This window comes from Streptomyces malaysiensis subsp. malaysiensis, assembly GCF_040653035.1.
Lineage (GTDB): Bacteria > Actinomycetota > Actinomycetes > Streptomycetales > Streptomycetaceae > Streptomyces > Streptomyces malaysiensis.
On the sequence record NZ_JBEZNG010000041.1, the window covers coordinates 44,452 to 71,286 of the forward strand.

A 26,835-nucleotide genomic window follows, 5' to 3' on the forward strand; every position below is an offset into this window, starting at 1 on the left:
CGTGATCCGAGCTCGGCGTGGAGGGAGATTTTCCTACTCGGGCAGCCAGCCCAGTTGAACCAGTGGGGTACCGCTCTTGCGGGTGATCAGGGTGCCGCGTCCCGGGGGCAGGCGGCGGGGGCGGGTGTTGCCGAGGAGGTCGCCTTCCGCTGGGTCGCCGGAGAGGATGACGCCCTGGGCACCCAGTTCCTTGATGCGCTGCATGAAGGGCTCGTACGAGGAACGTGAGGCCCCTGCTGTGTTGCGGGCGATGATCAGGCGGACACCGACATCGCGGGCGTAGGGCAGCGCGGTCGTCAGGAAGTCGAGGGGGTTGCCGGCGCTCGTCGCGACCAGCTCGTAGTCGTCGATGATGACGAAGAACTGCGGACCGCTCCACCAACTGCGCTCGCGTAGCTGCCGCGGGGTGACCTCCGGGCCGGGGGCTCGGTGTTCCATGAGGGTGCTCAGGGCGTCCATGTGCATTTCGAGTGCCGGGGCGGCCGGGGCGTACTCCAAGAGGTGGGAGTCCGGTACGGCCTCCAGAAGCGTACGGCGGTAGTCGCCGACGATGATCCGCGCCTCGTCGGGGGTGTAGCGCCGACTGATCTGCCGGGCGAGCAGCCGCAGTAGCGCGGTCTTGCCCGATTCGCTTTCGCCGAAGATCACGAAGAAGGGATCGGTCTCGAAGTCGATGAAGACCGGTTCCATACGGTCCTCGTCAATGCCGATCGGCAGACCAAGGTGCGGGTTCTCAAAGCTCGTGGGGAGGTGATCGGAGGGGAGTACGCGGGGAAGGACGCGGACCTCGGGAGCGCGGGGGCCGGTCCAGTGGGTGTTCACGGCGCGCACCAGGGCCGCCGTCGCTTCAGCGGGCCCGGCCGACGCGGGCCCGGCCGCCCCCGGCCCGGTCGGCGTCGGCATCGGTGCCGACGCCGACGCCGACGCCGACGCGGTCGTGTCGGTCGTGGTCGGCTGCGCCCATGAAGGGTCGGTCGTCGGGCCGTCCGCCTCCTGCCGCAGGACGCCGTCGATCCGCGGTTGCGCGCTCAAGAAGTGCAGCCGCTCGGGGGTCTGGCCGCGACCCGGTGCGCCGACCGGGACGTTGGCCGCCACCTTACGGTCGAAGTCGGAGTCCAGGGGGTCGCCGAGACGAAGCTCCAGACGGTTCATGAACTGGTCCTTCAGCGCGGCCCGCACCTCCATGTAGCGCGTGGCCGACAGCACCACATGGACGCCGTAACCCAGTCCGCGCGTGGCGAGGTCCATGACGACGCCCTCGAACAGCTCGTACTCCTGCTTGAAGGTGCCCCAGCCGTCAATGACCAGGAAGACATCCCCCCAGACCTCCTCGGGGAACTCACCAGTCGCCCGCCGCTTGCGATAGGTGGCGATGGAGTCGATGCCGTGGGTACGGAAGAGCTCTTCGCGGTGGGCCAGCACCCCGGTGGCCTCGGCGACCGTACGGCGCACCCGGTCCGGATCGAGACGTGACGCCACTCCGCCGACATGCGGCAGTTCCGAGATCCCGCTCAGACCTCCGCTGCCGAAGTCCAAGCAGTAGAACTGCACTTCGTGCGGGGTGTGGGTGAGAGCGAAGGACGCGATGAGCGTACGCAGCAGAGTGGACTTACCGGACTGGGGGCCACCGACCACCAGCAGATGGCCCGCGGCGTCCGAGAAGTCGCGGTAGAGGATCTCGCGACGCTGCTCGAAGGGCTTGTCGGCCAGCCCGACCGGGACCACCAGCCCGCCCGACCCCGCGTAGTCCGGCGCGTGCAGACCACGCGCCGGCGAGACGGCCAGCGGGGGCAGCAGCTCGTCCAGTGCGGGAGAGGCGTCCAGGGGCGGGGGCCACACCTCGTGCGCGTCCGGCCCCTGATCCTCGAGACGCCGGACGATGACGTCCAGGACCGTGTCCGACAGCGCGTCGCTCGTGTGAGCCGTAGTGGCGGAGGGCGCGGGGGCCGCGTAGGAGACGGCCACCGGGGTGGCCGTGAACAGAGTCGGCCGACGGTCCAGCCGCCGTGAGCCGCCCGACCCGTCGTCCGCCAACGCCTCGGCGGTGCGGTACGGACCGGAGACGTAGGCGGCCTTGAAGCGCACCATCTCGTCCGTACCGAACTTCAGATAGCCGGAACCGGGCAGCGACGGCAAATGGTGCGCGTCCGGTACGCCCAGCACGGCGCGTGACTCCGTAGCCGAGAAGGTGCGCAGGCCGAGTCGGTACGACAGATAGGTGTCGAGTCCGCGCAGCCGTCCCTCCTCAAGCCGCTGGGTGGCCAGCAGCAGATGGACGCCGAGCGACCGGCCGATGCGGCCGATCTGAATGAACATCTCGATGAAGTCCGGTTTGAAGCTCAGTAGTTCGCTGAACTCATCGATGATCAGGACGAGCGATGGGAGCGGCTCCAGCGGTGCGCCCGCGGTCCGGGCGCGTTCGTAGTCGTGGACATTGGCGTAGTTGCCCGCGGCGCGCAGCAGTTCCTGGCGGCGCTGTAGCTCGCCCCGTATCGAGGACTCCATACGGTCCACGAGCGTCAGGTCGTCCGCGAGGTTGGTGATGACCGCCGAGACATGCGGCAGGTCGGCCATGCCGGTGAAGGTCGCACCGCCCTTGAAGTCCGCCAGCACGAAGTTGAGGTGTGCGGAGGAGTGGGTGACGGCGAGTGCCAGCACCAGTGTGCGCAGGAGTTCGGACTTTCCGGAGCCGGTCGCGCCCACGCACAGACCGTGCGGACCCATACCGCCCTGCGCCGCCTCCTTGAGGTCCAGCATCACAGGTTCACCGTCCTCGCCGACCCCGATGGGGACCCGCAGGCGTTCGCTCGCCATGCGGGGCCGCCAGGTACGGGCCACGTCCACGGAGGACGCGTCGCCGAGGTCCAGCAGATCGGTGAAGTCAAGCTCATCCAGGAGGGGCTCGTCGTTGCCCCCGGCGCCGACGCGCAGTGGCGCGAGCTGGCGGGCCAGGGCCTCGGCCGCCTCCAGGGAGAGCACGTCCGGCTCGCCCTCGTAAACCAGTCCGGCGGCAGACTCCAGGAACAGCTTTCCGGGGCGTACGTCGAGCGACAGGCCGCCGCGCGGCTCGTCCAGTTCCCCCGACACCACTTCGGCGACCGTGACGCCCTGGACACCATCCGCGCTCGCCAGCAGCGAGTCCGGCGGGACGGTGCCGCCGTCCAGCACGATGAGAAGGTGCGGGGCGTCCAGGACGGGTGGTCCGTCCGGGGCGAATCGGGGGCGCTCGGAGAGCGGGTTGCCCTGGCGGCCCGAACCGTACCCCGCCAGAAGCTCCTCCAGTTCGACAGCGTCCCGGCAGAACAGCCGCCGGGTACCGGCCCCGTCCAGCGTCCCGGGGATCTGGGAGTGCGGCAGCCACTTGATCCATTCCCAGCGTGCGACCGCCTCCTGCCCGTCGGCCAGGACCGCCACGGCCAGGTCCTCCGGTGAGTGGAGGGTGGCCAGCTGGCACACCAGAGCGCGTGCCGTGCCGTGCGCCGTGGCAGGGTCGCCGGAGACCGTGAAGTGGTAGAAGCGGCGTAACGACACCGCGACCGGCAGCCCGTCCACCGCGCCGTACAGCATCAGGAACCTCTGCATCGCGCCCGCTGTGAGCGGCTCCAGGTCCTCGATCAGCGCCGTGGTCGGGGCTACCAGCGGTGTCGACAGTTGCTGAGGGCCGACACCGATACGGGCCTGACCGAAGTCCTCGTCACCGGCCCTGCGTTCCCACACCCGGCTGCCCTCCGCGGCCACCGCCCAGAGCTGGTCGGGCGCGGGATGCAGATAGAGCAGCACCTCGAGCTGTGCGCGGGCCGTACGACGGACACCGCGGCGCATCTGCGCGAGGTACCTCAGGTAATCCCGGCGCACGCCCGCCACCCGGCCCTCCGTCCCACGACGGAAACGCACGATCTGGGCGGCGACGGTCGCGAGAGCCGATGCCAGCATCATCCAGCCCATGACGCGCATGAACGGACCGGCGCCCGAGTTGAAGAAGTAGACCATCGATCCGCCCATGCCGAGCAGGGGCACCAGCTGCGTCAACAGTCCTTGCTGCTCGCCGCGCGGCAGTTCGGGGGGTGAGCTGAGCTCGACTTCGTCCGTGGGCACGGTCGGCGGCAGCGCCCGGGGCGGACGCTTGACGACAATCTGGCTCACCGGGTGGTCAGTCCCCCTTCTTATGGTCTCCCGTGCAAGGAGCGAGATCCGTGAGGGCGTCGCACCGGCACTCCGGCGACGCGATTCCCCGGACCCGGTGAGCTTATCGACACGGGGTGTCACCATGCGGTGGCACCCCGGCGTGTCGTGCGTATGAACAGGAAATCCTGATTGGTCCGAGGGAGAGGAGACCATCGTGCGCGCCGTACGCGCTGGCTTCCGCGCCCTTCATCCATGGAACTGGGGGCCGGGAACCGGGCGTCCGGTGATACAAAGATTTCCTGCTCCCGAAATGTCATCGCAGAGCGGGATCTTCCAGTGGACTCGCCGAAGAGGTAAGCGCTGATGTCGCAGCCGCCCCAGCCCCCTGACCAGCCACCGGCCCGCGGTTTCGGCGCGCCGCAGGAACCCGGTCAGGGCGACGAGCCCGCCAAGGACGGCTTTGGCGCGCCACCGTGGCGTCCGACCCCGCCCGTCCCGCCCGCGCCTCCGGCCGTCCCTCCAGCGCCGCCAGGCGTCCCTCCGGCGCCTCCGGGGGTTCCGCCGGCGGGTCATACTCCGCCACAGATATGGGACACGGGCGCGTTGCCGGTGGGGCCTCCCGCGGTGCCCGGAGTCCCGGCCCCTCCCCGGGCCGACCCGGCCAACCCGTACGCCCAGAATCCGTACACCTCCGCGCAGGGAGGGCCCGCGTACGGCGGTCCGTACACCTCACCGCCCGGGCAGCCGTACGGCATGCTCCACTCCGGGGGCGGAGGCAGCGGCCGGAACACAAAACGCAAGGCCATCGTCATCGGCGCAGCCGTGGCGGTGCTGCTCGCGGCAGGCGGTGGGGTGTACGCGGCGGTCAGCGGCGGTGACGATGACAAGAAACCCACCGCCGCTTCGACGTCCACCCCCGCCGGTCGGAACCGGCAGGACCCCACCCCCGAGCCGACCGGGAGTGGTGAGAGCGCCGGCGGCCATGACCGTGGCGAAAGCGAGAGCGACCCCAACGACGTGCGCCGGGCCGGCGAGGCGAAGGTCCTTTACCAAACACCCGCGCCCGAAGTCTCCAAGAAGGGCGTCGATGTGCCCGGCTTCTGGGTGATGGACGGATATGTGGTCAAGGCGGTCGAAGACAAGATCGTCGCGTACAAGGACGACGGCACGAGGAAGTGGGCACTCTCCCTGCCCAAGGCCGTCTGCGCCGCGCCCAACTCCACGACCGACGGCAAGGTCGTGGTCGCCTATGAAGGGCATGGAAAGGACTCGTGCAGCCAACTCGCCCTGATCGACCTGGACAAGGGCGTCAAGCTCTGGGACCACGACGCGCCCGAGGCGGGTTCCTTCGGCGGCGGCTACACCAGCATGGGCATGGCGCAGAGCGGCGATCTCGTCGGCATGTCCTGGTTCGGTGGTTCGGCCGTCATCAAAGTCCACGACGGTAAGGAGGTCGCCATCGAAAAGCCGAGCCCGGGCTGCTCGGTCGACGGTTATGCGGGAGGGAAAGTGCTGCTGCGCGCCTACTCCTGCACCAATGGCACTGCCAAGCTGCAAAAGGTGGCGCCGAACGGCACGATCACGTGGGCCTACGTCGTCCGTAAGGGCTACAAGGTCGACAAGATCTTCTCCACCAGTCCCGTTGTGATCGCTCTGAGCGACCAGGACCGCAAGACCGGCGGCATTCTGGCCATATCGGATAGCGGCAAGGAGCGATCGGCCCTGGCCGTGGGGAATCAGTCCTACCAGCCGCTGTGCGGAACGGACCTCTTCGGCACCAATGCGGGGAGCTGTCAGGGCGTCGCCGCATCCAACGACACCTTCTATCTGCCGACCGAGATGACCCAGGACAGCGCCAAGGGCCCGACGAGTGAGATCCACGCCTTCGATCTGGACAGCGGCAAGAGAAAGTGGGCGGCCAAGGTGGCCGGCCGGATGCTGCTTCCCTTGAGCGTGGACGGTAAGAATCTGATCGCCTATGAGGAGCCCTCATATGGCCAGGCCGGTCTGGTCGTCAGCATCTCCCCGGAGGGCGGCAAGCCCAAAACCGTGCTACGGCTGCCCCAGGCCACCCGCGAGGCGGAGAGCGGTTTCTACTCCGCCACTCACACTTACCGGAACGGCAATTTCTATATCGCCTCGAACCGCATAACGGGAACCGAGGGCACCAGCGAGAAGCTCATCATGGCCTTCGGCTCCTGAAGGCGAGCCGAGCGCCGACAACGGGCCAAGAGGGCGGGCGCCTATCGGCGACCACCCTCTCGTTCACGCTCATCGAGCCCTCAGGCTCCTCAGCTCAAATCGAATTCGCCGTCCCTTGCGCCCAGCACAAAGGCACGCCACTCGGCCTCCGTGTAGCGCAGTACCGTCTCGGGGTCCGTGGAATTCCGCATAGCCACCGCCCCGTTCGGCAGATAGGCGATCTCCACCCGGTCTTCGGAGGTGCTGCCAGGTGCGCTGAGCCACTCGACACCGGAAATGTCGAGGGCGTACAGCTCTTCCTTCTCTTTGGCGTCGGCCACTGGTGGAGAACCCCTTCGGATACCGCGGATAACATCCCGCCCGGCCTTGGGCGGAAGGCGAGGGCGGGCCCTGCGCCCGGACTCCCGCCACATCTCACAGTGTTGTCCACAGCGCGTGAGGCGGCAATCGAACACGGCGACATGGGCCCGGTAGGGTAGCGCCGCGCGCGTGACGCGGGCGGGCGACGCGATGGATCAAGGGCGGGGGGCCTTCCATATGAGTACGGACTACGGCACGCGCAGAACCGGGGCCGTGGCTGAAGCGGTGTGCCGTCCCGGCCGCCCGGACCGTCCTCGCGGTCACAGGAGGCGTGTGTGGAGCCGCTGAGCCAGGGCGATCCGGGGCGGCTCGGCCCGTATCACGTCATCGCGCGGCTGGGGTCGGATACGGGAGAAGTTCCCGCTGCGGCACGCCACTTCATCGCGCGCAGTGCGGCGGGGGACCGTACGGTCGTCGTCACCGCGCCGTCGCAGGAGTTCGCGGACCACGTCGCATACGGGGAGCGCTTCCGGGTGGAGGCGGAGAACGCGCGCCTTCTGGGCGGCGGGCGGCCTCCGCTGTGGCTCGCTCCCGTTGTCGAGGTCTCAGGCCGGGGCACCGGACAACCCTGGAGCGTCACGCCGTTCCTGCCGATGCTGTCGCTGCCCGCCGCGCTGGAGGCGCACGGGGGACCGCTTCCGGTGCGCACCGTAAGGGCGTTGGGAGCCGCCCTGGCCGAGACGCTCGCGGAGGTGCACACCGCGGGCTTCGCTCATGCGGGTGTCGCACCGGGCGCCGTCTTCCTGGCGGGAGACGGCCCACGGCTGGTGGGCTACGGCGCGGCGCGGGCCGCCGCCCCGGACGGTGAGGCTCGGGTGGGGCTGCCGGGGCTGGCGGATGACGCCCTGCCTCCGGAACAGGCCGCGGGCGGGCGTCCGCAGCCGCTGGGTGACATCTTCGCGCTGGGCGCGGTGCTGGCGTACGCGGCGGCCGGGCGACGGCGGCCCGACGCCGACGATCTGCCGGAGGATCTGCGGGGCCCCGTGGCCCGGTGTCTGGCCCGGGACCCGGCCGACCGGCCGACGGCGCGGGCCCTGCTGGACGAGTTGATGCGCGGCGTACGCGTCCCCCTGCCCCCGAGCGCCGTGAGGGCTCCCGCGGGCGCGCCGCCGACGGTGGTCGACGCGGGATCCGTGGGTCCGGACGGCGGCCTGGCGCCGGGTGCGGGCCCGGGGTCGACCGCCCTGGACGGCGCCGGTGGCATCAGCCGGGCCGCGGGCGCGTTGGGGCCGGGGTGGTTGCCGGGGCGGGTGATCGCCGCGTTGTCCGAGCTGTCCTCGGCGGTGCTGGCCGCGGAGATCGAGCCGCCCGAGGCCCCGTCGCCGGTTGCGGTGGCGGAGGCGCCGGTCGGGCAGGGCGCTGCCGTGCACCGAGCGGGGACGGAGCGCGGCGCCGCGCCTTCGGCCGTGCCCGAGCGCGGGTCTGCGCAGGGGGCCGGAGCCGAGGCCGGGACTGGGGGCGCCTCGCCCCGGCAAACCCCCGGCCCGTCCCTCAGCCCCTCCCGGCGCCGCCTCCTGCTGGGTGTCGCCGGCGGTACGGCCGGGCTGGCCGTCGGCGGCGGTGCCACGTGGCTGGCGACGGCCCCGGACCCGCCCGCACCGCTCTCCCCGGCCCAGCGTCTCGCGGCTCATCGCCCCCGCCACCGGCTTGCGGGCGCCCCGCCCACGCCCCTGTGGCACCACGACGTCAAAGGGATGGCTTCGACGTACGCCCCGCTCGTCTGGCGCGACGCGGTCGCCGTCCTCACGGGGAGGCGGGCGGTCATCGGAATCGATCTCCGTACGGGCAGGCGGCTGTGGACGCGGGAGGGACTGCGCCCAGCGGGCCAGCCCTGGGTGGCCGGTGGAGACGCGCTGGTCGTCCCGGGGGACGGGCTGGTGGCGCTGGAGCCGCGGACCGGCCGTACCCACTGGCGTTCGAGCGACTTCCGGCAGGGCGGGCGGAGTTCCTTCACGGGGCTGCTCGCGGTGGACGGGAGCACGGTCTGGTTCACGGCGGCGGTAAGGGGCGAGGGTCCGAGCGGTGGCCGGGTCGTGGTCGCCTACGACGTCCATGAGCGCGCGGAGTTGTGGCGCGGCCCTCTCCCGGCGGGTTTGGACGAGGGACATCTGCTGAAGGACGCGCTGGTGGTGATGGCCGGTGGTGACCGGGAGGGGACGGGCGCCAAGAAGGCCGTCGCGTTCAGCCGCGACCACGGTAAGGAGCTGTGGCGACGGGCTTATCCGGGCATGAGCGCGAAGGGGTTTGTCACCACCGATGCCCGGCGCACGCTCATCGCGGCCCTGGGAACCACCTTGCGGGGCTTCGCGGCGGCCCAGGACGAGGCCGCCCTGTGGTCCGTCGGTTCCAAGGGAAAGGGGCCCGAGGGCCATCCCGCCGACTTCGGGCTTCCGCTTGTCCATGGGAAGACCGCCTATGTCGCCGACGGTGGTTTTGCCCTCCACGCGATCGAAGCCGCGTCCGGCGAGATCCGGTGGCAGCGCGCCTATGGCTTCGTGATGAAGGCGCTTGCGGCGCCCCGCACGCCCGACACGCTGGTCAGCCCGGCCGGGCGCAGGGTGCTGATGGTCAGTGATGCCGAGGTGGACGCGTTCGACGCCGAGGACGGCTCCTTGCTGTGGCGCTTCACCGACGCCGGTGCCGATCCGGACCCGCCTCCCCGATCGCCCCGCCGTAAGGTCGCGTTGACGGATGACAGGGTGGTCGTCGCCGGGAGCGGAAGCGTCTACGCGCTGCCGCTCGATTAGGAAGGACGCATGGAACCGTCGATTCCGGACCGTCGGACGGGACATACCGATCACGACACTCCACAGCGTGGCGACCACGCCGGGGGAGAGCGGATCGGCCCGTACCGGGTCCTCGCCACCCTGGATGTGCCCGAGCACGCCGATGACGCGCGCCGCTGTCTCGCCCGGGACGTGCGAACGGGCCGTGCCGTCGTCCTGACCCTGCCCCACGCGGCGTTCGCCGACGACGCCGGATACCGGGTGCGGTTCCGGGCCGAGGCGGAGAACTCCCGTCGCCTGCACGGCCCCTGGGTGGCTCCGGTCGTCGACGTCGCCCCGCCCGACGCGGGGCTTCCCTGGGTCGCCCACGGCTGCTTCCCGGCCCTGACGCTGCCCGCGGCGCTGGCCGCGCACGGCGGGCCGTTCCCCGAGGACACCGTGCGCGCGCTGGGCACGGCTCTCGCCGAAACCCTCGCGGTCGCACACGCCAACGGCCTCGTCCACGCCGGGATATCGCCACAGGCGTTACTCCTGACGCGGGACGGCCCCCGGCTGACCGGGTACGGGCTCATCCGGGCCGCCACCGGCAGCCGCCCCTCCACACCCCATGGAAGCCGCCCCGAGACCTCGCACACCGGCCGCCCGGTCATGGGCCACGGCGGCCAGGCCGGGACGCCGCCCGAGCAGCGGGCCGGTGAACCACCGCGCCCTTACGGTGACGTCTACGCACTGGGCGCCGTGCTGGCCTACGCCGTGACCGGCCGTAAGGACGCCGGGCCCGCCGCACTGCCGCCGGGGCTGCGCGAGCCCATCGCCGCCTGTCTCTCCCCGGACCCGGCACACCGCCCCCAACCCGCCGCCCTCGCCCGGGAGTTCCGCTCGACCACGGCGCCCCTCTCCCCGGGCCGGATGCCCCATGCCGTCGAGACCGCCCTCGCCGAGCAGGCCGCACACCACCCCGCCGATACCTTGCCGCCGCAGCTCACGGAACCCGCTGATCACCCGCTGTCCGCGGGTCCGGGACCGTCCCGGCGCTCCATGGCCGTCACCGCCCTCACCGGCGCCGCCGGGCTGGCCCTGGGGATCGGTGGAACCGCCCTGTGGCGGGCCGTTGCCGACGATGCGCCCGCCCCGCCCAAGCCCCTCGCTCTGCGCGGGGTCGCTCCCGCTCCGCTGTGGCGCCGCCGCATCGAGGCCGAGATCGACGGTCCGCCGCTGCTCTGGGGAAACAGCCGTCTGCTCGTGCCGGGCAAGGGCGAGGTGACCGCGGTGAGGCTCCGCGACGGAAAGAAGATGTGGACCCGTGACAACGTATGGGGCGTCGGCGACCTCAGCCCGCTCGGCGGTGACCTCGTGCTGAAAGGCGGCATCAGGGAATTCATGGCCCTGTCGGCGCGCACCGGGCAGGTCAAGTGGGTGGAGCGGGCCTACGACGGCGAGAAGCGCCCGCGGTTCCGCTATCCGCTGGCGGCCGACGGCAGGACTCTCTGGTTCCTGGCCCGGGACCAGAATCAGGAGAAGACCGCCACGGTCGTCGCCTATGACCTCAAGACCCGTAAGGAGCGCTGGCGCACCTCGGTTCCCGGTGGCTTCGGCGGCTACGACGAACACTCCGCGGTGCTCCGCGAGGACTCCCTCCTGCTGTCGAACCGCAGCGAGTCCGGCCCCAACGAGCCATGGACCTACCTGGCCCTCGGCCGGCGCGACGGTGCCAAGCTGTGGACGCGGACCTACAAGGGCATCCTTGCCGTCGCCGACGACCCGACGGAGATCGTCTCCGGGGATCTCCTGATCACCATCGCCTCGGACGTCGTCTCCGCCCATGAGATATCCAGCGGCAGAAGGCGATGGCGCTTCAGCTGCGAGGACTTCGTGTACACCGATGGCGCGCTGCACGGCCGGACGCTCTACGTGACCGACGGCGACGCCGTCACCTACGCCATCGACGTGGCCCGCGGCAGGCTTCGCTGGCGCCGCCGGGCGGCCGTCGACGCGGCGTCACCCATGTCGGAGAGCGAAACGGCGCTGAGCTACTCCGGCCGGACCGTGTTCCAGATCAATGCCTCCGAGGTGGAGGCGCTGGACGCGGCGGACGGTTCACTGCGCTGGCGCTTCGCCCCCGCGGCCGACGGGGCGTCGGCCGGGGCCCTCAGCGGTTCCGTCCTCAGCGTGCCCGGCGTGGCCCTCGTCAGGAACGACCAAGCCTTCTACGCACTGCCGGTGGACTGATGGCGATGGCTCACCCCCTCACCCACGACGACCCCCAGCGCCTCGGCCCGTACACCCTCCTCGCCCGGCTCGGCAGTGGCGGCATGGGCACGGTGTATCTGGGCCGCTCATCCGGCGGCCGCACGGCCGCGCTGAAGACCATGCACGCGCGGTTCGCGGCGGAGACGGAATTCCGCACCCGCTTCCGGCTGGAGACCGACGCCGCGCGGGTCATCGGTGGACGTCACGGAGCGCAGGTCATCGACGCGGACACGGTCGCCCCGACGCCCTGGCTCGCCACCGAGTACGTCCTAGGCCCACCGCTGGACGACGCGGTCGCGCTCTGCGGCGCCCTGCCCGAACGGGCCGTACGGGCGCTGGGAGCCGCCCTGTGTGACGCGCTCGCCCAGCTGCACCGGTCCGATGTGGTCCACCGCGACCTCAAACCCTCCAACATCCTGCTGACCGCACTCGGCCCCAAGGTCATCGACTTCGGTATCGCCCGGGCGGTGGGCGACGACCGGCTGACCCGTACGGGCGCGGCGGCCGGAACGCCCGCCTATATGTCGCCCGAGCAGGTGGCCGGTGGTGAACACACCGCCGCGGGCGATGTGTTCGCCCTCGCCGGAGTGCTCGTCTTCGCGGCCACCGGCTGCCCGCCCTTCGGCGGCGGACAGCCCGCCGATCTGCTGTACCGGGTGCGGTACGCCGACCCCGACCTGTCCGGGCTGCCGGGGGGACTGCGCACCGTAGTGGAGCCGTGCTTCGCCAAGGACCCCCGGCGGCGGCCCGGCACGGCCGAGCTCGGGCCGCTGCTGCACGGCGGGGGCGGCCACTTCGCCGACCATCTGCCGGACCCCGTCCTGGCGGAGATCGCCCGGCTCGGGACGGCCGTATGGGAGATCCAGCCGTCCAGGATGCCCGTGCCCGCGGACGAGGAGACCGCGGCCGGTGTGGACCGGCCGTCCAGGCCGGCCGGGGTCTCCCGCCGTAAGGCCGTCACGATCGCGGGAGGCGGAGCCGTGGCGGTCGCCGCGACCGCCGCCACATGGGCCTGGCTTCGTCCGGACGGAGGTGCGAGCGGCACCGCGACTCCCGCGTCCGCGCCCACTACACGCCCGCCCGGGACCCCGCCGCGTACGTCCTGGAAGTTCACCCCGCCCTCCAGCACCTCCATGGCCGAATGCGCGGTCCTCCTCGCCGGGGACCACACCGCGATCGTCGCCGACACCGGGCTGTACTGGATCGACGCCGGAACTGGAGCCAGGCGTGGCACCAACGACCTGGTGACGAAGACGCAGCACGCCGTCTCCGACGGTCGGCGGCTGCTCGCCTGCGACTCCACCGCCGATCAGGTCCGGATCGCCCCGGTGGATCCTGGAACCGGTAACTTCCGGACGCCGCTCGCCACGGTCAAGGACCTCGAGGTCGACGACGTACGGCTGCTCGCCGCCACCGCGGAGGCGGTTTTCGTGGAAGGGACGAGCCGTAAGGGCCTCGTGCGTGTCGCCATCGACGCGCGCACGGGGGAGGAGAGATGGCGCCGGGCCAGCGACACCCCCGAGTTCCAGGACCCCCTCGCGACCCCCGCCGGTTCCTCGCTCGTGCTGTCCTTCCGCGAGCGGGTCACCGTGGTCGGCGCCGCCGACGGCAGGCGCCGCTGGTCGAAGATGCTGGCCAAGGAGAGCTACCGCATCCTTCCGGGGACACAGCGCCACACCTTCTCGGACGGGCTCCTCTATGTCGGCGGGAAGGACCTTCTCGCCGTACGGCTCTCCGACGGCGAGGTCGCCTGGCGGTTCGGCGAGGGCCGGAAGGCCGGCGACAAGGACGAGCCGGACTCCGCGCGATACGGGCCGCCCCTGCTCAGGGACGGCGTGGTCCACAGCCTGGAGACGGGCACCGGCCTGGTCGCCGTGGACGCCAGGAGCGGAAAGCTGCTGTGGGAGCAGAAGAAGGGCACCGGCCCCGCGCTCAACTTCCAGCCTCCACCCGCCCTCGGCGAGAGGTACCTCTACGCCTTCCCCGACGTGGGAACCGAACAATGGGCGGCGGCGATCGGCCTGCGCGGCCGCAAGGCGGCCTGGACGTTCCAGGGTCCCGGCACCGCCATGGCCTCGCTCAACCCCACCATGACCGTGCATCGGGGCGCCGGCCGGCTGATCATCGCGGGCGGTTCCACCGTCTGCGCCATCCCCCTCGAATGACCGGGACCCCGGCCCGCCCCGTCGTGCCGCCCACCTCCTAGGAGCCTCCGTCCATGAACCCTCTCGGCACCGGCGATCCACTGCGCCTCGGCCCGTACCGCCTCACCGGCGTGCTCGGCGCGGGCGGCATGGGCCAGGTCTACCTCGGGAGGGATTCCGAGGGCCGGATCGCGGCGGTCAAGGTGCTGCGGCCCGAACTGGCCCATGACCCGCAGATGGCCCAGCGCTTCCTCCGCGAGGCGCACGCGGCCCAGGCCGTAACGGGTGACGGGGTGGCGCGGGTGCTGGCGGCGCGGACCGAGGGCGGGCGGCCGTGGATCGCCACGGAGTTCCTCGCCGGGCCCACGCTCGACCAGGCCGTCGAGCGGTACGGCGCCTTGACGGAGCCCGCCGTAAGGGCGTTGGGGGCCGCCCTCGTCCGCACCCTCCACGACATCCACGGTGCCGGGCTGGTCCACCGCGACCTCAAACCGTCCAACATCGTGCTGACCTCCCAGGGCCCGAGGATCATCGACTTCGGGATCGCCCGGCCCGAGCACGGGCTGACGCTGACCACCACGGGACAGACCGTCGCCACCCCCGGCTACGCCGCGCCCGAGCAGGTCCTGGGGCGGCGGACCGGACCCGCGGGCGATGTGTTCTCCCTGGGCGTGGTCCTCGCCTACGCGGCGGGCGGGCGGCCGGTGTACGAAGGTGGCCATGTGGCCGCCGTGCAGTACCAGGTGGTGCACGGCGAGCCGGAGTTGGGCTCGGTGCCCGGGGCGCTGCGCGCTCTGGTCGAGCCCTGTCTGGCCAAGGACCCCACGGGCCGCCCCGGTCTCGACTGGATCGGCCCGGCACTGGCGCCGCCCCGGGGCGCGGACCGGGCCTGGCGGAGCGGGCCGCTCGCACAGGACATCGCGCGGCGCGAGGCGGACGCCCGGCGTATGGCCGCCCTGCCCGGCGACCGGCCGGCCCCCTCCCGGCGGCGGCTCATCGGCACGCTCGCCGCGGGCGGCGCCGTGCTCGCGGCGGGTGGTGGAGGCGTCGCGTGGTGGCTGCTGCGGGGCGACGACGCGGAGGCCGGGAGGCGGCCCTGGGAGGCCGAGCCGCTGGCCCGCTACGACGAGGGGACGGCCCCGTCGCCCCTGTGGGGCCCCGTGGACGTCGGCTCCGTCGGCGCCGCCGAGGCGCGGATGCCGGCCCCGCTTCCCGTCCGTGACGTCGTAGTGGCCTCCGCCGAGGGCGGCCGGCTGCGGGCTTATGACGTCCGCACCGGCCGGCCCCGCTGGACCTCCCGGGCAGCCGGGCTGACCGGGCGCACCCTCGCCGTAGCCGATGACACCGTCCTTGCGGTCGACGGCAAGGGTGTGCTGCACGCGTTGAACGCCCAGGACGGCAAGGGGCGGTGGAAGGCGGCGGCAGCGGACGCGGCGACGCTCCTCGCGGTGGACGACAAGGCCGTCTACGCCGTCACCCGTGGCGGTGAACTGCGCGCCGTCGCGCTGACGTCGCACAAACCCCTGTGGACGGTGCCCTCGCCGGTAAGGACCTCGGAGAAGAGCCCGGCGGCGGCCGCGGCGGCCGATGGCCATCTGGTGATCTGCGGTGACGACGGCCGGGTCGTGGCGCTCGACACCGCCCGTGGGAAAGCCCTCTGGGGGCCCGCACGGCACGGGACCACGGCCCTCGCCCCCGCCGTCGCCGACGGCATCGTCTATCTCGGCGGTCGCTCCCTTACGGCGCTCACGCTGTCCACGGGCGAGAGGAAATGGGCCCAGCCCAGCGGTGGGGGCCGCGGCTGGGGCGCACCGGTCGTCGCAGAGGACGTCGTCTACGCCGTGGACGGCACCGATCTCTCAGCCCGCCGTACGGACGATGGAACCGACGCCTGGACGCTCACCTTCGCCTCCGAGGACAGCCCGCAGGACGCCCCGGTGATCGCGGGGAACAGCGTCTGGGCCGGCGCCGGGCAGGCCGGTTCACGAGGCGTCGCGGCGGTGGACACCCGCGGCGGAAGGCTCGCCTGGCCGTACAGTCAGGGCACCGAGGGTCGCTGGGCGCTCTCCGCGGCCGGGAACCGCGTTTTCATGCTCCACAACGGCACGCTGACCGCCCTCCCCGTCTTCTAGCCCCGCAATCCCTCACCTCGCAATCCCTCACCCCACCCCCCCACCACCTCCCCACCCCCGACGCTGGTACCCTGCTCCTGGCCGTTTGTGTACGCGTCCCCGGAGGCTTCGAGTCCTGGTCTCGGGAGACAGCGCCCAGCGGACCCCGCCTCCCGAGTCACGGAAGATCCCCTGAGACAACGACCAGGGGCACTCGGCGGCTGATGACGAAAACAAGGAGTACCGAGTGTCGCTCGACGCCGCTACCAAGAAGCAGATCATGACCGAGTTCGCCACCAAGGAGGGCGACACCGGCTCCCCCGAGGTCCAGGTCGCGCTGCTCACGCGCCGCATCTCCGACCTCACCGAGCACCTCAAGACCCACAAGCACGACCACCACTCCCGCCGTGGTCTGCTGCTGCTGGTCGGCCAGCGCCGCCGGCTGCTCCAGTACCTGGCGAAGAAGGACATCACGCGCTTCCGTGCGCTGGTCGAGCGCCTGGGCATCCGCCGCGGTGCGGCGGGCGCCAAGTAAGACGCCAAGGAGGGAGCGGTTCCCGCTACGGGGGCCGCTCCCTTTGCCGTACGCGGCGCCGTACGGTTTCAGCCAAAGGTGACCCGTACGGCCATCGTGCCGGTACGTAGCGTACTCGCTACGTACCGTAGGGGCCGGACAGTACAGCCGTCGTGATGACGGCCGAATCTTTGTAGTCTGGTCCCAACAACGCCATAACGAACAAGGAGGAGCGCCTCATTCCCGCCGCACCGGCGCCACAGGAGCCGGTCCTCGGTAGTGGCCCCCGGAACTGGCAATTCCGGTGGCTTCGATCGAAGACCGGCCCGGCTGCCGGCCCGTAAGGCCCGGGGCGCTGCTCCACCACCGTCCACCGTCACACGGACGAGGGACGCAGAAGAGGAGATTTCCCTGGTGGAGAACGAGACCCACTACGCCGAAGCAGTCATCGACAACGGCACCTTCGGCACCCGTACCATCCGTTTCGAGACGGGCCGCCTGGCCCGTCAGGCCGCCGGTTCGGCCGTGGCCTACCTGGACGACGACACCATGGTGCTGTCGGCCACCACCGTTTCCAAGAACCCCAAGGACCAGCTCGACTTCTTCCCGCTCACGGTCGATGTCGAGGAGCGGATGTACGCGGCGGGGCGGATCCCCGGCTCGTTCTTCCGCCGTGAGGGCCGTCCTTCCGAGGACGCGATCCTCACCTGCCGTCTGATCGACCGCCCGCTGCGCCCGTCCTTCAAGAAGGGCCTGCGCAACGAGATCCAGATCGTTGAGACGATCATGGCGCTCAACCCCGACCACCTCTACGACGTGGTCGCGATCAACGCCGCCTCCTGCTCCACGCAGCTGGCCGGGCTGCCGTTCTCCGGCCCCGTCGGCGGCACCCGTGTCGCCCTGATCGGCGGCCAGTGGGTGGCCTTCCCGACCCACTCCGAGCTGGCGGAGGCCGTCTTCGACATGGTCGTCGCCGGCCGGGTGCTGGACGACGGCGATGTCGCGATCATGATGGTCGAGGCCGAGGCCACCGACAAGACCATCCAGCTGGTCAAGGACGGCGCCGAGGCTCCCACCGAGGAGATCGTCGCCGCCGGTCTTGAGGCGGCGAAGCCCTTCATCAAGGTCCTGTGCAAGGCGCAGGCCGACCTCGCCGCCAAGGCCGCGAAGCCGACCGCCGAGTTCCCGATCTTCCTCGACTACCAGGACGACGTCCTGGAGGCGCTGACCGCCGCCGTCCGCGACGAGCTGGCCCAGGCGCTGACCATCGCGGGCAAGCAGGAGCGCGAGGCCGAGCTGGACCGTGTCAAGGGCGTGGCCGCCGAGAAGCTGCTGCCGCAGTTCGAGGGGCGCGAGAAGGAGATCTCGGCCGCGTACCGCTCGCTGACCAAGACCCTGGTGCGCGAGCGCGTCATCAAGGAGAAGAAGCGCATCGACGGCCGCGGCGTCACGGACATCCGTACGCTCGCCGCCGAGGTCGAGGCGATTCCGCGGGTCCACGGCTCGGCGCTGTTCGAGCGCGGCGAGACCCAGATCCTGGGCGTCACCACGCTGAACATGCTCCGCATGGAGCAGCAGCTGGACACGCTCGCGCCCGAGACGCGCAAGCGCTACATGCACAACTACAACTTCCCGCCGTACTCCACCGGTGAGACCGGCCGCGTGGGCTCCCCCAAGCGCCGCGAGATCGGCCACGGCGCCCTGGCCGAGCGGGCGCTGCTGCCGGTGCTGCCGACGCGCGAGGAGTTCCCGTACGCCATCCGCCAGGTCTCCGAGGCGCTCGGCTCCAACGGCTCGACCTCCATGGGGTCGGTCTGCGCCTCCACGATGTCGCTGCTCAACGCCGGTGTGCCGCTGAAGGCCCCGGTCGCTGGCATCGCCATGGGCCTGATCTCGCAGGAGATCGACGGCGAGACCCACTACGTCACCCTCACCGACATCCTCGGTGCGGAGGACGCGTTCGGCGACATGGACTTCAAGGTCGCCGGCACCAAGCAGTTCGTCACCGCGCTCCAGCTGGACACCAAGCTGGACGGCATTCCGGCGTCCGTGCTGGCCGCGGCCCTCAAGCAGGCCCGTGACGCCCGGCTGCACATCCTCGATGTGATGAACGAGGCCATCGACGTCCCGGACGAGATGTCCCCCAACGCGCCGCGGATCATCACCGTGAAGATCCCGGTCGACAAGATCGGTGAGGTCATCGGCCCCAAGGGCAAGATGATCAACCAGATCCAGGAGGACACCGGCGCCGACATCACCATCGAGGACGACGGCACCATCTACATCGGTGCCGCCGACGGCCCGGCCGCCGAGGCCGCCCGCGCGACCATCAACGGCATCGCCAACCCGACGATGCCGGAGGTCGGCGAGCGCTACCTGGGCACGGTCGTGAAGACCACCACCTTCGGTGCGTTCGTCTCCCTGCTCCCGGGCAAGGACGGCCTGCTGCACATCTCGCAGATCCGCAAGCTGGCCGGTGGCAAGCGCGTGGAGAACGTCGAGGACGTGCTGAAGGTCGGCGCCAAGGTCCAGGTCGAGATCGCCGAGATCGACCAGCGCGGCAAGCTCTCCCTCATCCCCGTCCTCGAGGACGGGGAGGGCGCCGAGGCGGACGAGGCGAAGGCCGAGGCCAAGCCCCAGACGAAGGACGAAGCTGCCAAGTGACGTCCCGCGACGACGTGGCGACGGCCCGCACCTCTTCGGAGGCGCGGGCCGTCGCCCGTACCCAAACGCTTCTCGAGGGCGAGAACGGCATCGGCACGGTCCGCAGGACGACCCTCCCCGGGGGCCTGCGCGTCGTCACCGAGACCCTCCCGTCCGTGCGCTCGGCGACCTTCGGCATCTGGGCGCACGTCGGCTCGCGCGACGAGACCCGTACGCTCGGCGGCGCCACCCACTATCTGGAGCACCTGCTCTTCAAGGGCACCCGGCGGCGCAGCGCGCTGGACATCTCCGCCGCCGTCGACGCGGTCGGCGGCGAGATGAACGCCTTCACCGCCAAGGAGTACACCTGCTACTACGCGCGGGTGCTCGACACCGATCTGCCGCTGGCCATCGACGTCGTCTGCGACATGCTGACCGGCTCGGTGATCGACGCGGCGGACGTGGACGCGGAGCGCGGTGTCGTCCTCGAAGAGATCGCGATGACCGAGGACGACCCGGGCGACTGTGTGCACGACCTGTTCGCCCACACCATGCTCGGCGACACCCCGCTCGGCCGCCCGGTCCTGGGCACCGTGGACACCGTGAACGCCCTGGGCCGCGACCAGATCGCCCGCTTCTACCGGAAGCACTACGACCCGACGCACCTGGTCGTCGCCGCCGCGGGCAATGTGGACCACGACGACGTCGTACGCCAGGTGCACGCCGCGTTCGACAGGGCGGGCGCCCTGTCCCGCACCGACGCGGTCCCGGTCGCCCCGCGCGACGGCATCCGCGCGATCCGTACGGCCGGCAAGGTCGGGCTGCTGAACCGCAAGACCGAGCAGGCCCATGTCGTCCTCGGCATGCCCGGCATCCCGCGCACCGACGACCGCCGCTGGGCGCTCGGGGTGCTCAACACCGCGCTCGGCGGCGGCATGAGCTCCCGGCTCTTCCAGGAGGTCAGGGAGAAGCGTGGGCTCGCCTACAGCGTCTACTCCTACACCTCCAGCTTCGCCGACTGCGGGCTCTTCGGCGTCTACGCCGGCTGCCGACCGAGTCAGGTGCACGATGTCCTCAAGATCTGCCGTGACGAGCTCACCCAGGTCGCGGAGAACGGCCTGAGCGAGGAGGAGCTGCGGCGCGCCGTCGGCCAGCTCTCCGGCTCCACCGTGCTGGGCCTGGAGGACACCGGCGCGCTGATGAACCGGATTGGCAAGAGCGAGCTGTGCTGGGGCGAGCAGATGTCGGTGGACGAGATGCTCGAGCGGATCGCGGCGGTCACCCCGGACGAGGTGCGCGAGGTGGCGCGCGATGTACTGGGACAGCGTCCCTCGCTGTCCGTCATCGGCCCGCTGAAGGACAAGCAGGCGGCCCGCCTCGACGAGGCCGTCGCCTGACCCGTCGGTGCGTCGGTCCCGGCCTCCGGGATCGAAAGAATCCCAGCCTCCCGGATCGAAAGAAATCGAAGGAAACAGTGTCGATGAGCAAGCTGCGTGTGGCCGTCCTCGGTGCCAAGGGCCGGATCGGCTCCGAGGCCGTACGAGCCGTGGAGGGCGCCGAGGACCTGGAGCTGGTCGCCGCGCTGGGGCGGGGCGACACACTGGAGACCCTGGTCGAGGCGGGCGCCGAGGTGGCGGTCGAGCTGACCGAACCGGCCTCGGTGATGGACAACCTCGAGTTCTGCGTCCGCCATGGCATCCATGGCGTCGTCGGCACCACCGGCTGGACGGACGAGCGCCTGGCGCGGCTGCGCGGCTGGCTCGACACCTCACCGCGCACCGGTGTGCTCATCGCGCCGAACTTCTCCATCGGCGCCGTGCTGACCATGCGATTCGCCCGCCAGGCCGCCCCGTTCTTCGAATCGGTCGAGGTCATCGAGTTGCACCACCCCAACAAGGTGGATGCGCCCTCCGGTACGGCCGCGCGCACCGCGCAGCTGATCGCCGAGGCCCGGCGGGAGGCCGGCCGCGCCCCGCAGCCGGACGCCACGACCACGGCGCTCGACGGTGCGCGGGGCGCGGACGTGGACGGGGTGCCGGTGCACTCGGTGCGGCTGCGCGGGCTCCTGGCGCATCAGGAGGTGCTGCTGGGCGGCGAGGGCGAGACCCTCACCATCCGCCATGACTCCACCCACCACAGCAGCTTCATGCCCGGCATCCTGCTCGGCGTCCGCCGCGTGGTGACCACCCCCGGCCTGACCTTCGGCCTGGAACACTTCCTCGATCTGGACTGAGGGCACAGCGGTGCGCGCAAAGATCACGTATTTCGTTCTCGCGGCCGTCCTGGTCGTCTACTTCGTCCTGGTCGGCGACCGCGGGGTGCTGCTGATCCGGGAGGGCACCCCGGTCACCGTCGCCTTCGGTGTGGCGGTGCTGGTGATGCCCCTCATCGGCGCCTGGTTCCTGTGGCAGACCACGCAGTTCGCGCGGAGCGCGGACCGGCTGGCCCGGGAGCTGGAGGCGGAGGGCGGCCTCCCGGTCGACGAACTGGTGCGGACGCCGGGCGGGCGGATCGACCGGGACTCGGCGGACGCGGTCTTCGCCAAGCGCCGGGCCGAGACGGAGCGGTCGCCGGAGGACTGGCGGTCCTGGTTCCGGCTCGCCGTGGCGTACCACGACGCCCGGGACACCGCACGCGCCCGTAAGGCGATGCAGCGCGCCATCGCCCTGCACGACGGCAAGGCGGTGCGGGCGGCCGGGGGCTGAGCCTTGGCGGCCCGGCCTCCGGGCCGCCCGGGGCACCGGCTCAGTGGTGAGTGGCGGCCCAGCCCTCGATCGCGTCGGCGGCCCTCTCGAAGCTCTCCGCCTGGCCCAGGAAGTCGGCGTCATGGCTGGTGAACAGCGTGTCCGAGGCACCGCCGGGCACCCGCTGGAGCAGCACCGCCTGCCCCTGGACGGTGCGCGGCAGGCCCAGCCAGCGGACCGGCTGCTGGGTCGTGCGTATCGCGGCGATGTCCCGCCACCGCACGGTGGTGCTGCGCAGCAGGCCGATCCGGCGCAGCCCCTGAGGGCTCACCTCGACGCCGCTGCGCACCAGCCTTACGGCTGTCACGATCATCAGCGCCCCGAAGGCGCCGCAGACACCCGCCGCGGGCAGCGACCCCGCCATCGCGATGATCATGGCGGAGAACAGGACGTACGACGCGAGCAGCAGCAGAAGAGCGGCGCCCCCGACCCTCCAGGGACCCGGTCGGTAGGGACGGCGCCAGCGGTCCTGGTCTTCGTAGCCGAGCGGGTCCGCTCCGGCCGCCGCGTCGTCGTCATGGGCGCGGTCGGCGGTCAGGAAGGGCAGGGGCACGGAAGGTCCTCACTCACACACATGTCCGGATGGGCCTGTGCTGGGTGAGGCTATCCCAGCGCCGATCAGCGTCCGTCGGACGCCTCGGGCTGCTGGATCTGCTGGGTGGGGTGCGACTGGCTGTCGAGTGCGGGCATCCCGAACAACAGTGAGCCGATGAACCCCGCGATGATCGTGAGCCCGATCAGGGTCCGCCCGGCGATCTGGGACGGTGTGGCGCGGGGGCGGGGCGGTGGGGTGACATTGCTGCGGAAACGGTCGGCTTCGGCGACGAAGGCGAACGGCACGGGCTCTCGCCGGCGGGACATGTGGCGGGCTCTCCTTGGAACCTCGAACGTGAGTACTTCAATGTGTAGGACGTGTGAACGAGCGATTGGGTGCCCGGATCCGACGACTTCGGTGAAAAATTTCGGCTGAGCGGGACTGTCGGTGGTGGCCCGTAAGCTGGGCGCCGCCCAGAGCGACGCACCATGGAAGGACCCCGCCGGTGACCGAGATCCCCGCCGAGACCGAGAAGGCCAGTTTCCGCAGCGATGTGACGGTCGAGTTGGTCAAGCACAGCGCTGCCGACTCCGATGTGCTGTGGGCCGCGCGGGTGTCCACCGCGGGCGAGCAGTCCCTCGAAGAGATCACCAAGGACCCCGAGCGCTCCAAGGGGCTGATCAACTTCCTGATGCGGGACCGCCACGGCAGCCCCTTCGAGCACAACTCGATGACTTTCTTCATCAGCGCCCCCATCTTCGTCTTCCGCGAGTTCATGCGGCACCGTGTGGGCTGGTCGTACAACGAGGAGTCCGGCCGCTACCGCCGCCTGGAGCCCGTGTTCTACGTGCCGGGGGAGGCGCGCAAGCTGATCCAGCAGGGCCGCCCGGGGAAGTACGAGTTCGTCGAGGGCACCGCGGCGCAGCACGAGCTGACCGGCCGGGTCATGGAGGACGCGTACCGCCATGCGTACGAGGCGTACCAGGAGATGCTGGCCGCCGGAGTGGCCCGCGAGGTGGCCCGCTCGGTGCTCCCGGTCGGCCTGTTCTCGTCGATGTACGCGACCTGCAACGCCCGCTCGCTGATGCACTTCCTGGGGCTGCGCACCCAGCATGAGCAGGCCGCGGTGCCCTCGTTCCCGCAGCGGGAGATCGAGATGGTCGGCGAGAAGATGGAGGCGCACTGGGCCGGGCTGATGCCGCTCACCCACGCCGCCTTCAACGCCAACGGCCGAGTGGCCCCGTAGCCCGGGCGAGGCCCGCTCCCCGGACGGATCACCGGGTGAAGTGTCCGTATTGCGGCGTTTCAAGAAGTTCATCTAGGCTGAACAAACGGGCCCGGCACTGCTTGAACCCCCGAGCAGGCAGTGCCGGGTCCCATCTCTTCGCTCCGTCCGCCGCCCCGAGCGAGCGCCGTAGGTCGCGCTACGAGTAGCGTGGAGCCCATGGCACCGACATCCACATCGCAGACCCCTTTCGGGCGGGTGCTGACCGCCATGGTCACGCCATTCACCACTGACGGCGCGCTCGACCTCGACGGCGCCCAGCGACTCGCCGCCCATCTGGTGGACGCCGGCAATGACGGCCTGATCGTCAACGGCACCACCGGCGAGTCCCCGACCACCAGCGATGCGGAAAAAGCCCAGCTCGTACGCGCCGTGGTGGAAGCGGTCGGGGACCGCGCCCACGTCGTGGCCGGAGCCGGTACCAATGACACCCGGCACAGCGTCGAGCTCGCCCGCGCGGCCGAGCAGGTCGGTGCCCACGGGCTGCTGGCGGTCACGCCGTACTACAGCAAGCCTCCGCAGGAAGGTCTCCTGCGCCACTTCACCGCGATCGCCGATGCCACCGAGCTGCCGGTCATGCTCTACGACATCCCGGGCCGCAGCGGTGTCCCGATCGGCACCGAGACCATCGTCCGGCTCGCCGAGCACCCGCGCATCGTGGCCAACAAGGACGCCAAGGGCGACCTCGGACGCGCCAGCTGGGCCATCGCCCGCTCCCGCCTCGCCTGGTACTCCGGCGACGACATGCTGAACCTGCCGCTGCTGTCGGTGGGCGCGGTCGGCTTCGTCTCCGTGGTCGGCCATCTGGTCAGCCCCGAGCTCCGGGCGATGCTCGAGGCCCATCTCGCGGGCGACGTCGCGAAGGCAACGGAGATCCACCAGAAGCTGCTGCCGGTCTTCACCGGTATGTTCCGCACCCAGGGAGTGATCACGACCAAGGCCGCGCTCGCCCTTCAGGGCCAGCCCGCGGGGCCACTGCGCCTGCCGTTGGTCGAGCTGACCGCCGAGGAAACGGAACAGCTCAAGCGCGATCTCGCCGCGGGCGGGGTACAGCTCTAAGCAAAGAGGCGATTGCTCGCACCTTCATACTTCACAACTGCATACAGACACATCAGCAAGTGCACGAATGTCATGCGCGCCATGTGCCCCAGGGGGCATGTGGCGTGCGTGGTGAGGAGAGTCTTTTGAGTCATCCGCATCCTGAGCTCGGCCCTCCGCCGAGGCTTCCCGAAGGCGGTCTGCGCGTCACCCCGCTCGGCGGCCTCGGTGAGATCGGCCGGAACATGACGGTCTTCGAATACGGTGGCCGGCTGCTGATCGTCGACTGCGGGGTGCTCTTCCCCGAGGAGGAGCAGCCCGGAGTCGACCTGATCCTGCCGGACTTCACATCCATCCGGGACCGTCTCGACGACATCGACGGCATCGTCCTCACCCACGGGCACGAGGACCATATCGGCGGCGTTCCCTTCCTGCTGCGAGAAAAGCCCGACATCCCGCTGATCGGCTCCAAGCTGACCCTCGCCCTGATCGAGGCGAAGCTCCAGGAGCACCGGATCCGGCCGTACACCCTCGAGGTCGAGGAGGGGCACCGCGAGCGGATCGGCCCCTTCGAGTGCGAGTTCGTGGCGGTCAACCACTCCATCCCGGACGCCCTCGCGGTCGCCATCCGCACCCCGGCCGGTATGGCCGTGCACACCGGCGACTTCAAGATGGACCAGCTGCCGCTGGACGGCCGGCTCACGGATCTGCCCGCCTTCGCCAAGCTGGGCGAGGAGGGCATCGATCTGCTGTTGGTGGACTCCACCAACGCCGAGGTCCCCGGGTTCGTACCGCCCGAGCGCGATATCTCCGGAGTGCTGCGCCAGGTCTTCGGTAACGCGCAGAAGCGCATCATCGTCGCCAGCTTCGCCAGCCATGTGCACCGCATCCAGCAGATCCTCGACGCGGCGCATGAGCACGGGCGCAAGGTGGCCTTCGTCGGCCGCTCGATGGTCCGCAACATGGGCATCGCACGTGACCTCGGCTATCTGCGGGTGCCGGCCGGTCTCGTGGTCGATGTGAAGACCCTCGACGACCTTCCGGACGACCAGGTGGTGCTGGTCTGCACGGGCTCCCAGGGCGAGCCGATGGCCGCGCTGTCCCGGATGGCCAACCGCGACCACCAGATCCGGATCGTCCAGGGCGACACGGTGATCCTGGCGTCGTCGCTGATCCCCGGCAATGAGAACGCGGTCTACCGGGTCATCAACGGACTGACGCGATGGGGCGCCACGGTCGTCCACAAGGGCAACGCCAAGGTCCATGTCTCCGGCCATGCCTCGGCCGGTGAGCTGCTGTACTTCTACAACATCTGCAAGCCGAAGAACCTGATGCCGGTGCACGGCGAATGGCGACATCTGCGCGCCAACGCGGAGCTGGGCGCGCTGACCGGGGTTCCGAAGAACCGTTGCGTCATCGCAGAGGACGGTGTCGTGGTCGACCTGGTCGACGGCATCGCCAAGATCGTCGGCAAGGTGCAGGCGGGATACGTGTACGTGGACGGCCTTTCGGTCGGCGATGTCACGGAGACCTCGCTCAAGGACCGCCGCATCCTCGGCGAGGAGGGCATCATCTCGATCTTCGTGGTCGTGGACAGCACGACCGGCAAGATCGTGGGCGGTCCACATATCCAGGCGAGGGGCTCCGGGATCGAGGACGCCGCCTTCTCCGCGGTCATCCCGAAGATCGAGGACGCCATGGCCAAGTCGGCCTCCGACGGGGTCGTGGACCCGCACCAGCTCCAGCAGCTGGCGCGCCGCGCGATCGGCAAGTGGGTCTCCGACAGCTACCGCCGGCGCCCGATGATCCTTCCCGTGGTCGTCGAGGTCTGACGTCGCTCCTGACGCTGCCTCAGCACCACACCGGCGCGGAACACCCGGCGGGGCTCCTCGATTTGCATCGAGGAGCCCCGCTCCAGTACGTTTACGGCTCCGCCAGAGGGGGAACCCGGAGCACTCAACGGTCTCCGGAGGAGCCCACCGGCGGGGGTGGAAATCGACTCAGGGAAATTCTGATAAAGTCGGTGAAGCCGAAAGGCAAGGCCCCTCCAACGGCCACCGGAAACGGAATTCGGATCGGAAACGGACCGGAAATCGGATCTGGTAAGGTTGGAAACACCGAAGGGAAGCGCCCGGAGAGACCGGTGAAACGGTTTCGA

At 70.7% G+C, this 26,835-nt stretch carries 18 protein-coding genes; 13 read left to right on the top strand and 5 right to left on the bottom strand.

Annotation, left to right across the window (positions count from 1 at the left end; all coding sequences use genetic code 11):
* Positions 1-33: 33 nt before the first annotated feature.
* Positions 34-4,143, bottom strand: a complete 4,110-nt coding sequence (gene eccCa, locus AB0E24_RS42220) for a type VII secretion protein EccCa (RefSeq protein ID WP_359385056.1) — start codon at positions 4,141-4,143, stop codon at positions 34-36.
* A gap of 804 nt (positions 4,144-4,947) precedes the next feature.
* Between eccCa and AB0E24_RS42225 the strand changes: the two genes are divergently transcribed.
* Entirely contained in the window at positions 4,948-6,327 is a 1,380-nt protein-coding gene (locus tag AB0E24_RS42225; protein ID WP_359385058.1) for an outer membrane protein assembly factor BamB family protein, read from the top strand.
* A gap of 89 nt (positions 6,328-6,416) precedes the next feature.
* Here AB0E24_RS42225 and AB0E24_RS42230 read toward each other — a convergent pair whose 3' ends face one another.
* On the bottom strand, positions 6,417-6,647 hold the full coding sequence (locus AB0E24_RS42230) for a DUF397 domain-containing protein (protein WP_069873995.1): 231 nt from the start codon (positions 6,645-6,647) through the stop codon (positions 6,417-6,419).
* Between the two features lie 315 nt (positions 6,648-6,962).
* Here AB0E24_RS42230 and AB0E24_RS42235 point away from each other — a divergent pair, with 315 nt between their 5' ends.
* The 9 genes from AB0E24_RS42235 to AB0E24_RS42275 all read left to right on the top strand — a co-directional run bounded on the left by AB0E24_RS42235 (position 6,963) and on the right by AB0E24_RS42275 (position 21,780).
* Positions 6,963-9,434 (top strand): outer membrane protein assembly factor BamB family protein, encoded by a 2,472-nt coding sequence (locus tag AB0E24_RS42235; protein WP_359385061.1) that lies wholly within the window; start codon positions 6,963-6,965, stop codon positions 9,432-9,434.
* Between the two features lie 9 nt (positions 9,435-9,443).
* Positions 9,444-11,642 carry an outer membrane protein assembly factor BamB family protein gene (locus AB0E24_RS42240; RefSeq protein ID WP_359385063.1) on the top strand — a complete coding sequence of 733 codons (2,199 nt, stop codon included), beginning with the start codon at positions 9,444-9,446 and terminating at the stop codon, positions 11,640-11,642.
* Positions 11,643-11,647: 5 nt separating this feature from the next.
* Positions 11,648-13,828, top strand: a complete 2,181-nt coding sequence (locus tag AB0E24_RS42245) for a serine/threonine-protein kinase (protein WP_359385066.1) — start codon at positions 11,648-11,650, stop codon at positions 13,826-13,828.
* 53 nt (positions 13,829-13,881) lie between these two features.
* On the top strand, positions 13,882-15,939 hold the full coding sequence (locus AB0E24_RS42250; RefSeq protein WP_359385068.1) for a serine/threonine-protein kinase: 2,058 nt from the start codon (positions 13,882-13,884) through the stop codon (positions 15,937-15,939).
* 226 nt (positions 15,940-16,165) lie between these two features.
* Positions 16,166-16,453: a 30S ribosomal protein S15 gene (gene rpsO, locus AB0E24_RS42255; protein ID WP_020868053.1), complete on the top strand. Its 288-nt coding sequence runs from the start codon at positions 16,166-16,168 to the stop codon at positions 16,451-16,453.
* 393 nt (positions 16,454-16,846) lie between these two features.
* Positions 16,847-19,096, top strand: a complete 2,250-nt coding sequence (locus AB0E24_RS42260) for a polyribonucleotide nucleotidyltransferase (protein WP_069873990.1) — start codon at positions 16,847-16,849, stop codon at positions 19,094-19,096.
* On the top strand, positions 19,093-20,472 hold the full coding sequence (locus tag AB0E24_RS42265) for a M16 family metallopeptidase (RefSeq protein ID WP_069873988.1): 1,380 nt from the start codon (positions 19,093-19,095) through the stop codon (positions 20,470-20,472). Before AB0E24_RS42260 ends, AB0E24_RS42265 begins: the two co-directional genes overlap by 4 nt.
* Positions 20,473-20,555: 83 nt before the next feature.
* A complete protein-coding gene (dapB, locus tag AB0E24_RS42270) occupies positions 20,556-21,308 on the top strand; it encodes a 4-hydroxy-tetrahydrodipicolinate reductase (protein WP_359385072.1) in 753 nt (250 codons plus the stop codon).
* Positions 21,309-21,318: 10 nt separating this feature from the next.
* Complete coding sequence (locus AB0E24_RS42275) at positions 21,319-21,780, top strand: tetratricopeptide repeat protein (protein ID WP_069873983.1); 462 nt, start codon at positions 21,319-21,321, stop codon at positions 21,778-21,780.
* A 40-nt stretch (positions 21,781-21,820) separates the two neighbouring features.
* Here AB0E24_RS42275 and AB0E24_RS42280 read toward each other — a convergent pair whose 3' ends face one another.
* Positions 21,821-22,372 carry an SCO5741 family PH domain-containing membrane protein gene (locus tag AB0E24_RS42280; protein WP_069873981.1) on the bottom strand — a complete coding sequence of 184 codons (552 nt, stop codon included), beginning with the start codon at positions 22,370-22,372 and terminating at the stop codon, positions 21,821-21,823.
* A 65-nt stretch (positions 22,373-22,437) separates the two neighbouring features.
* Complete coding sequence (locus AB0E24_RS42285; RefSeq protein WP_079259186.1) at positions 22,438-22,680, bottom strand: hypothetical protein; 243 nt, start codon at positions 22,678-22,680, stop codon at positions 22,438-22,440.
* 179 nt (positions 22,681-22,859) lie between these two features.
* Here AB0E24_RS42285 and thyX point away from each other — a divergent pair, with 179 nt between their 5' ends.
* The 3 genes from thyX (at position 22,860) to AB0E24_RS42300 (ending at position 26,509) form a co-directional block, all read left to right on the top strand.
* On the top strand, positions 22,860-23,600 hold the full coding sequence (thyX, locus tag AB0E24_RS42290; RefSeq protein WP_069873976.1) for an FAD-dependent thymidylate synthase: 741 nt from the start codon (positions 22,860-22,862) through the stop codon (positions 23,598-23,600).
* A 198-nt stretch (positions 23,601-23,798) separates the two neighbouring features.
* On the top strand, positions 23,799-24,698 hold the full coding sequence (gene dapA / locus AB0E24_RS42295; RefSeq protein WP_359385076.1) for a 4-hydroxy-tetrahydrodipicolinate synthase: 900 nt from the start codon (positions 23,799-23,801) through the stop codon (positions 24,696-24,698).
* Between the two features lie 125 nt (positions 24,699-24,823).
* Entirely contained in the window at positions 24,824-26,509 is a 1,686-nt protein-coding gene (locus AB0E24_RS42300; RefSeq protein ID WP_079259188.1) for a ribonuclease J, read from the top strand.
* Positions 26,510-26,633: 124 nt separating this feature from the next.
* On the opposite strand, the gene AB0E24_RS42305 is transcribed toward AB0E24_RS42300, so the two are convergent.
* The coding region (locus AB0E24_RS42305) for a hypothetical protein (RefSeq protein WP_359385078.1) at positions 26,634-26,835 on the bottom strand (202 nt) is incomplete at its 5' end.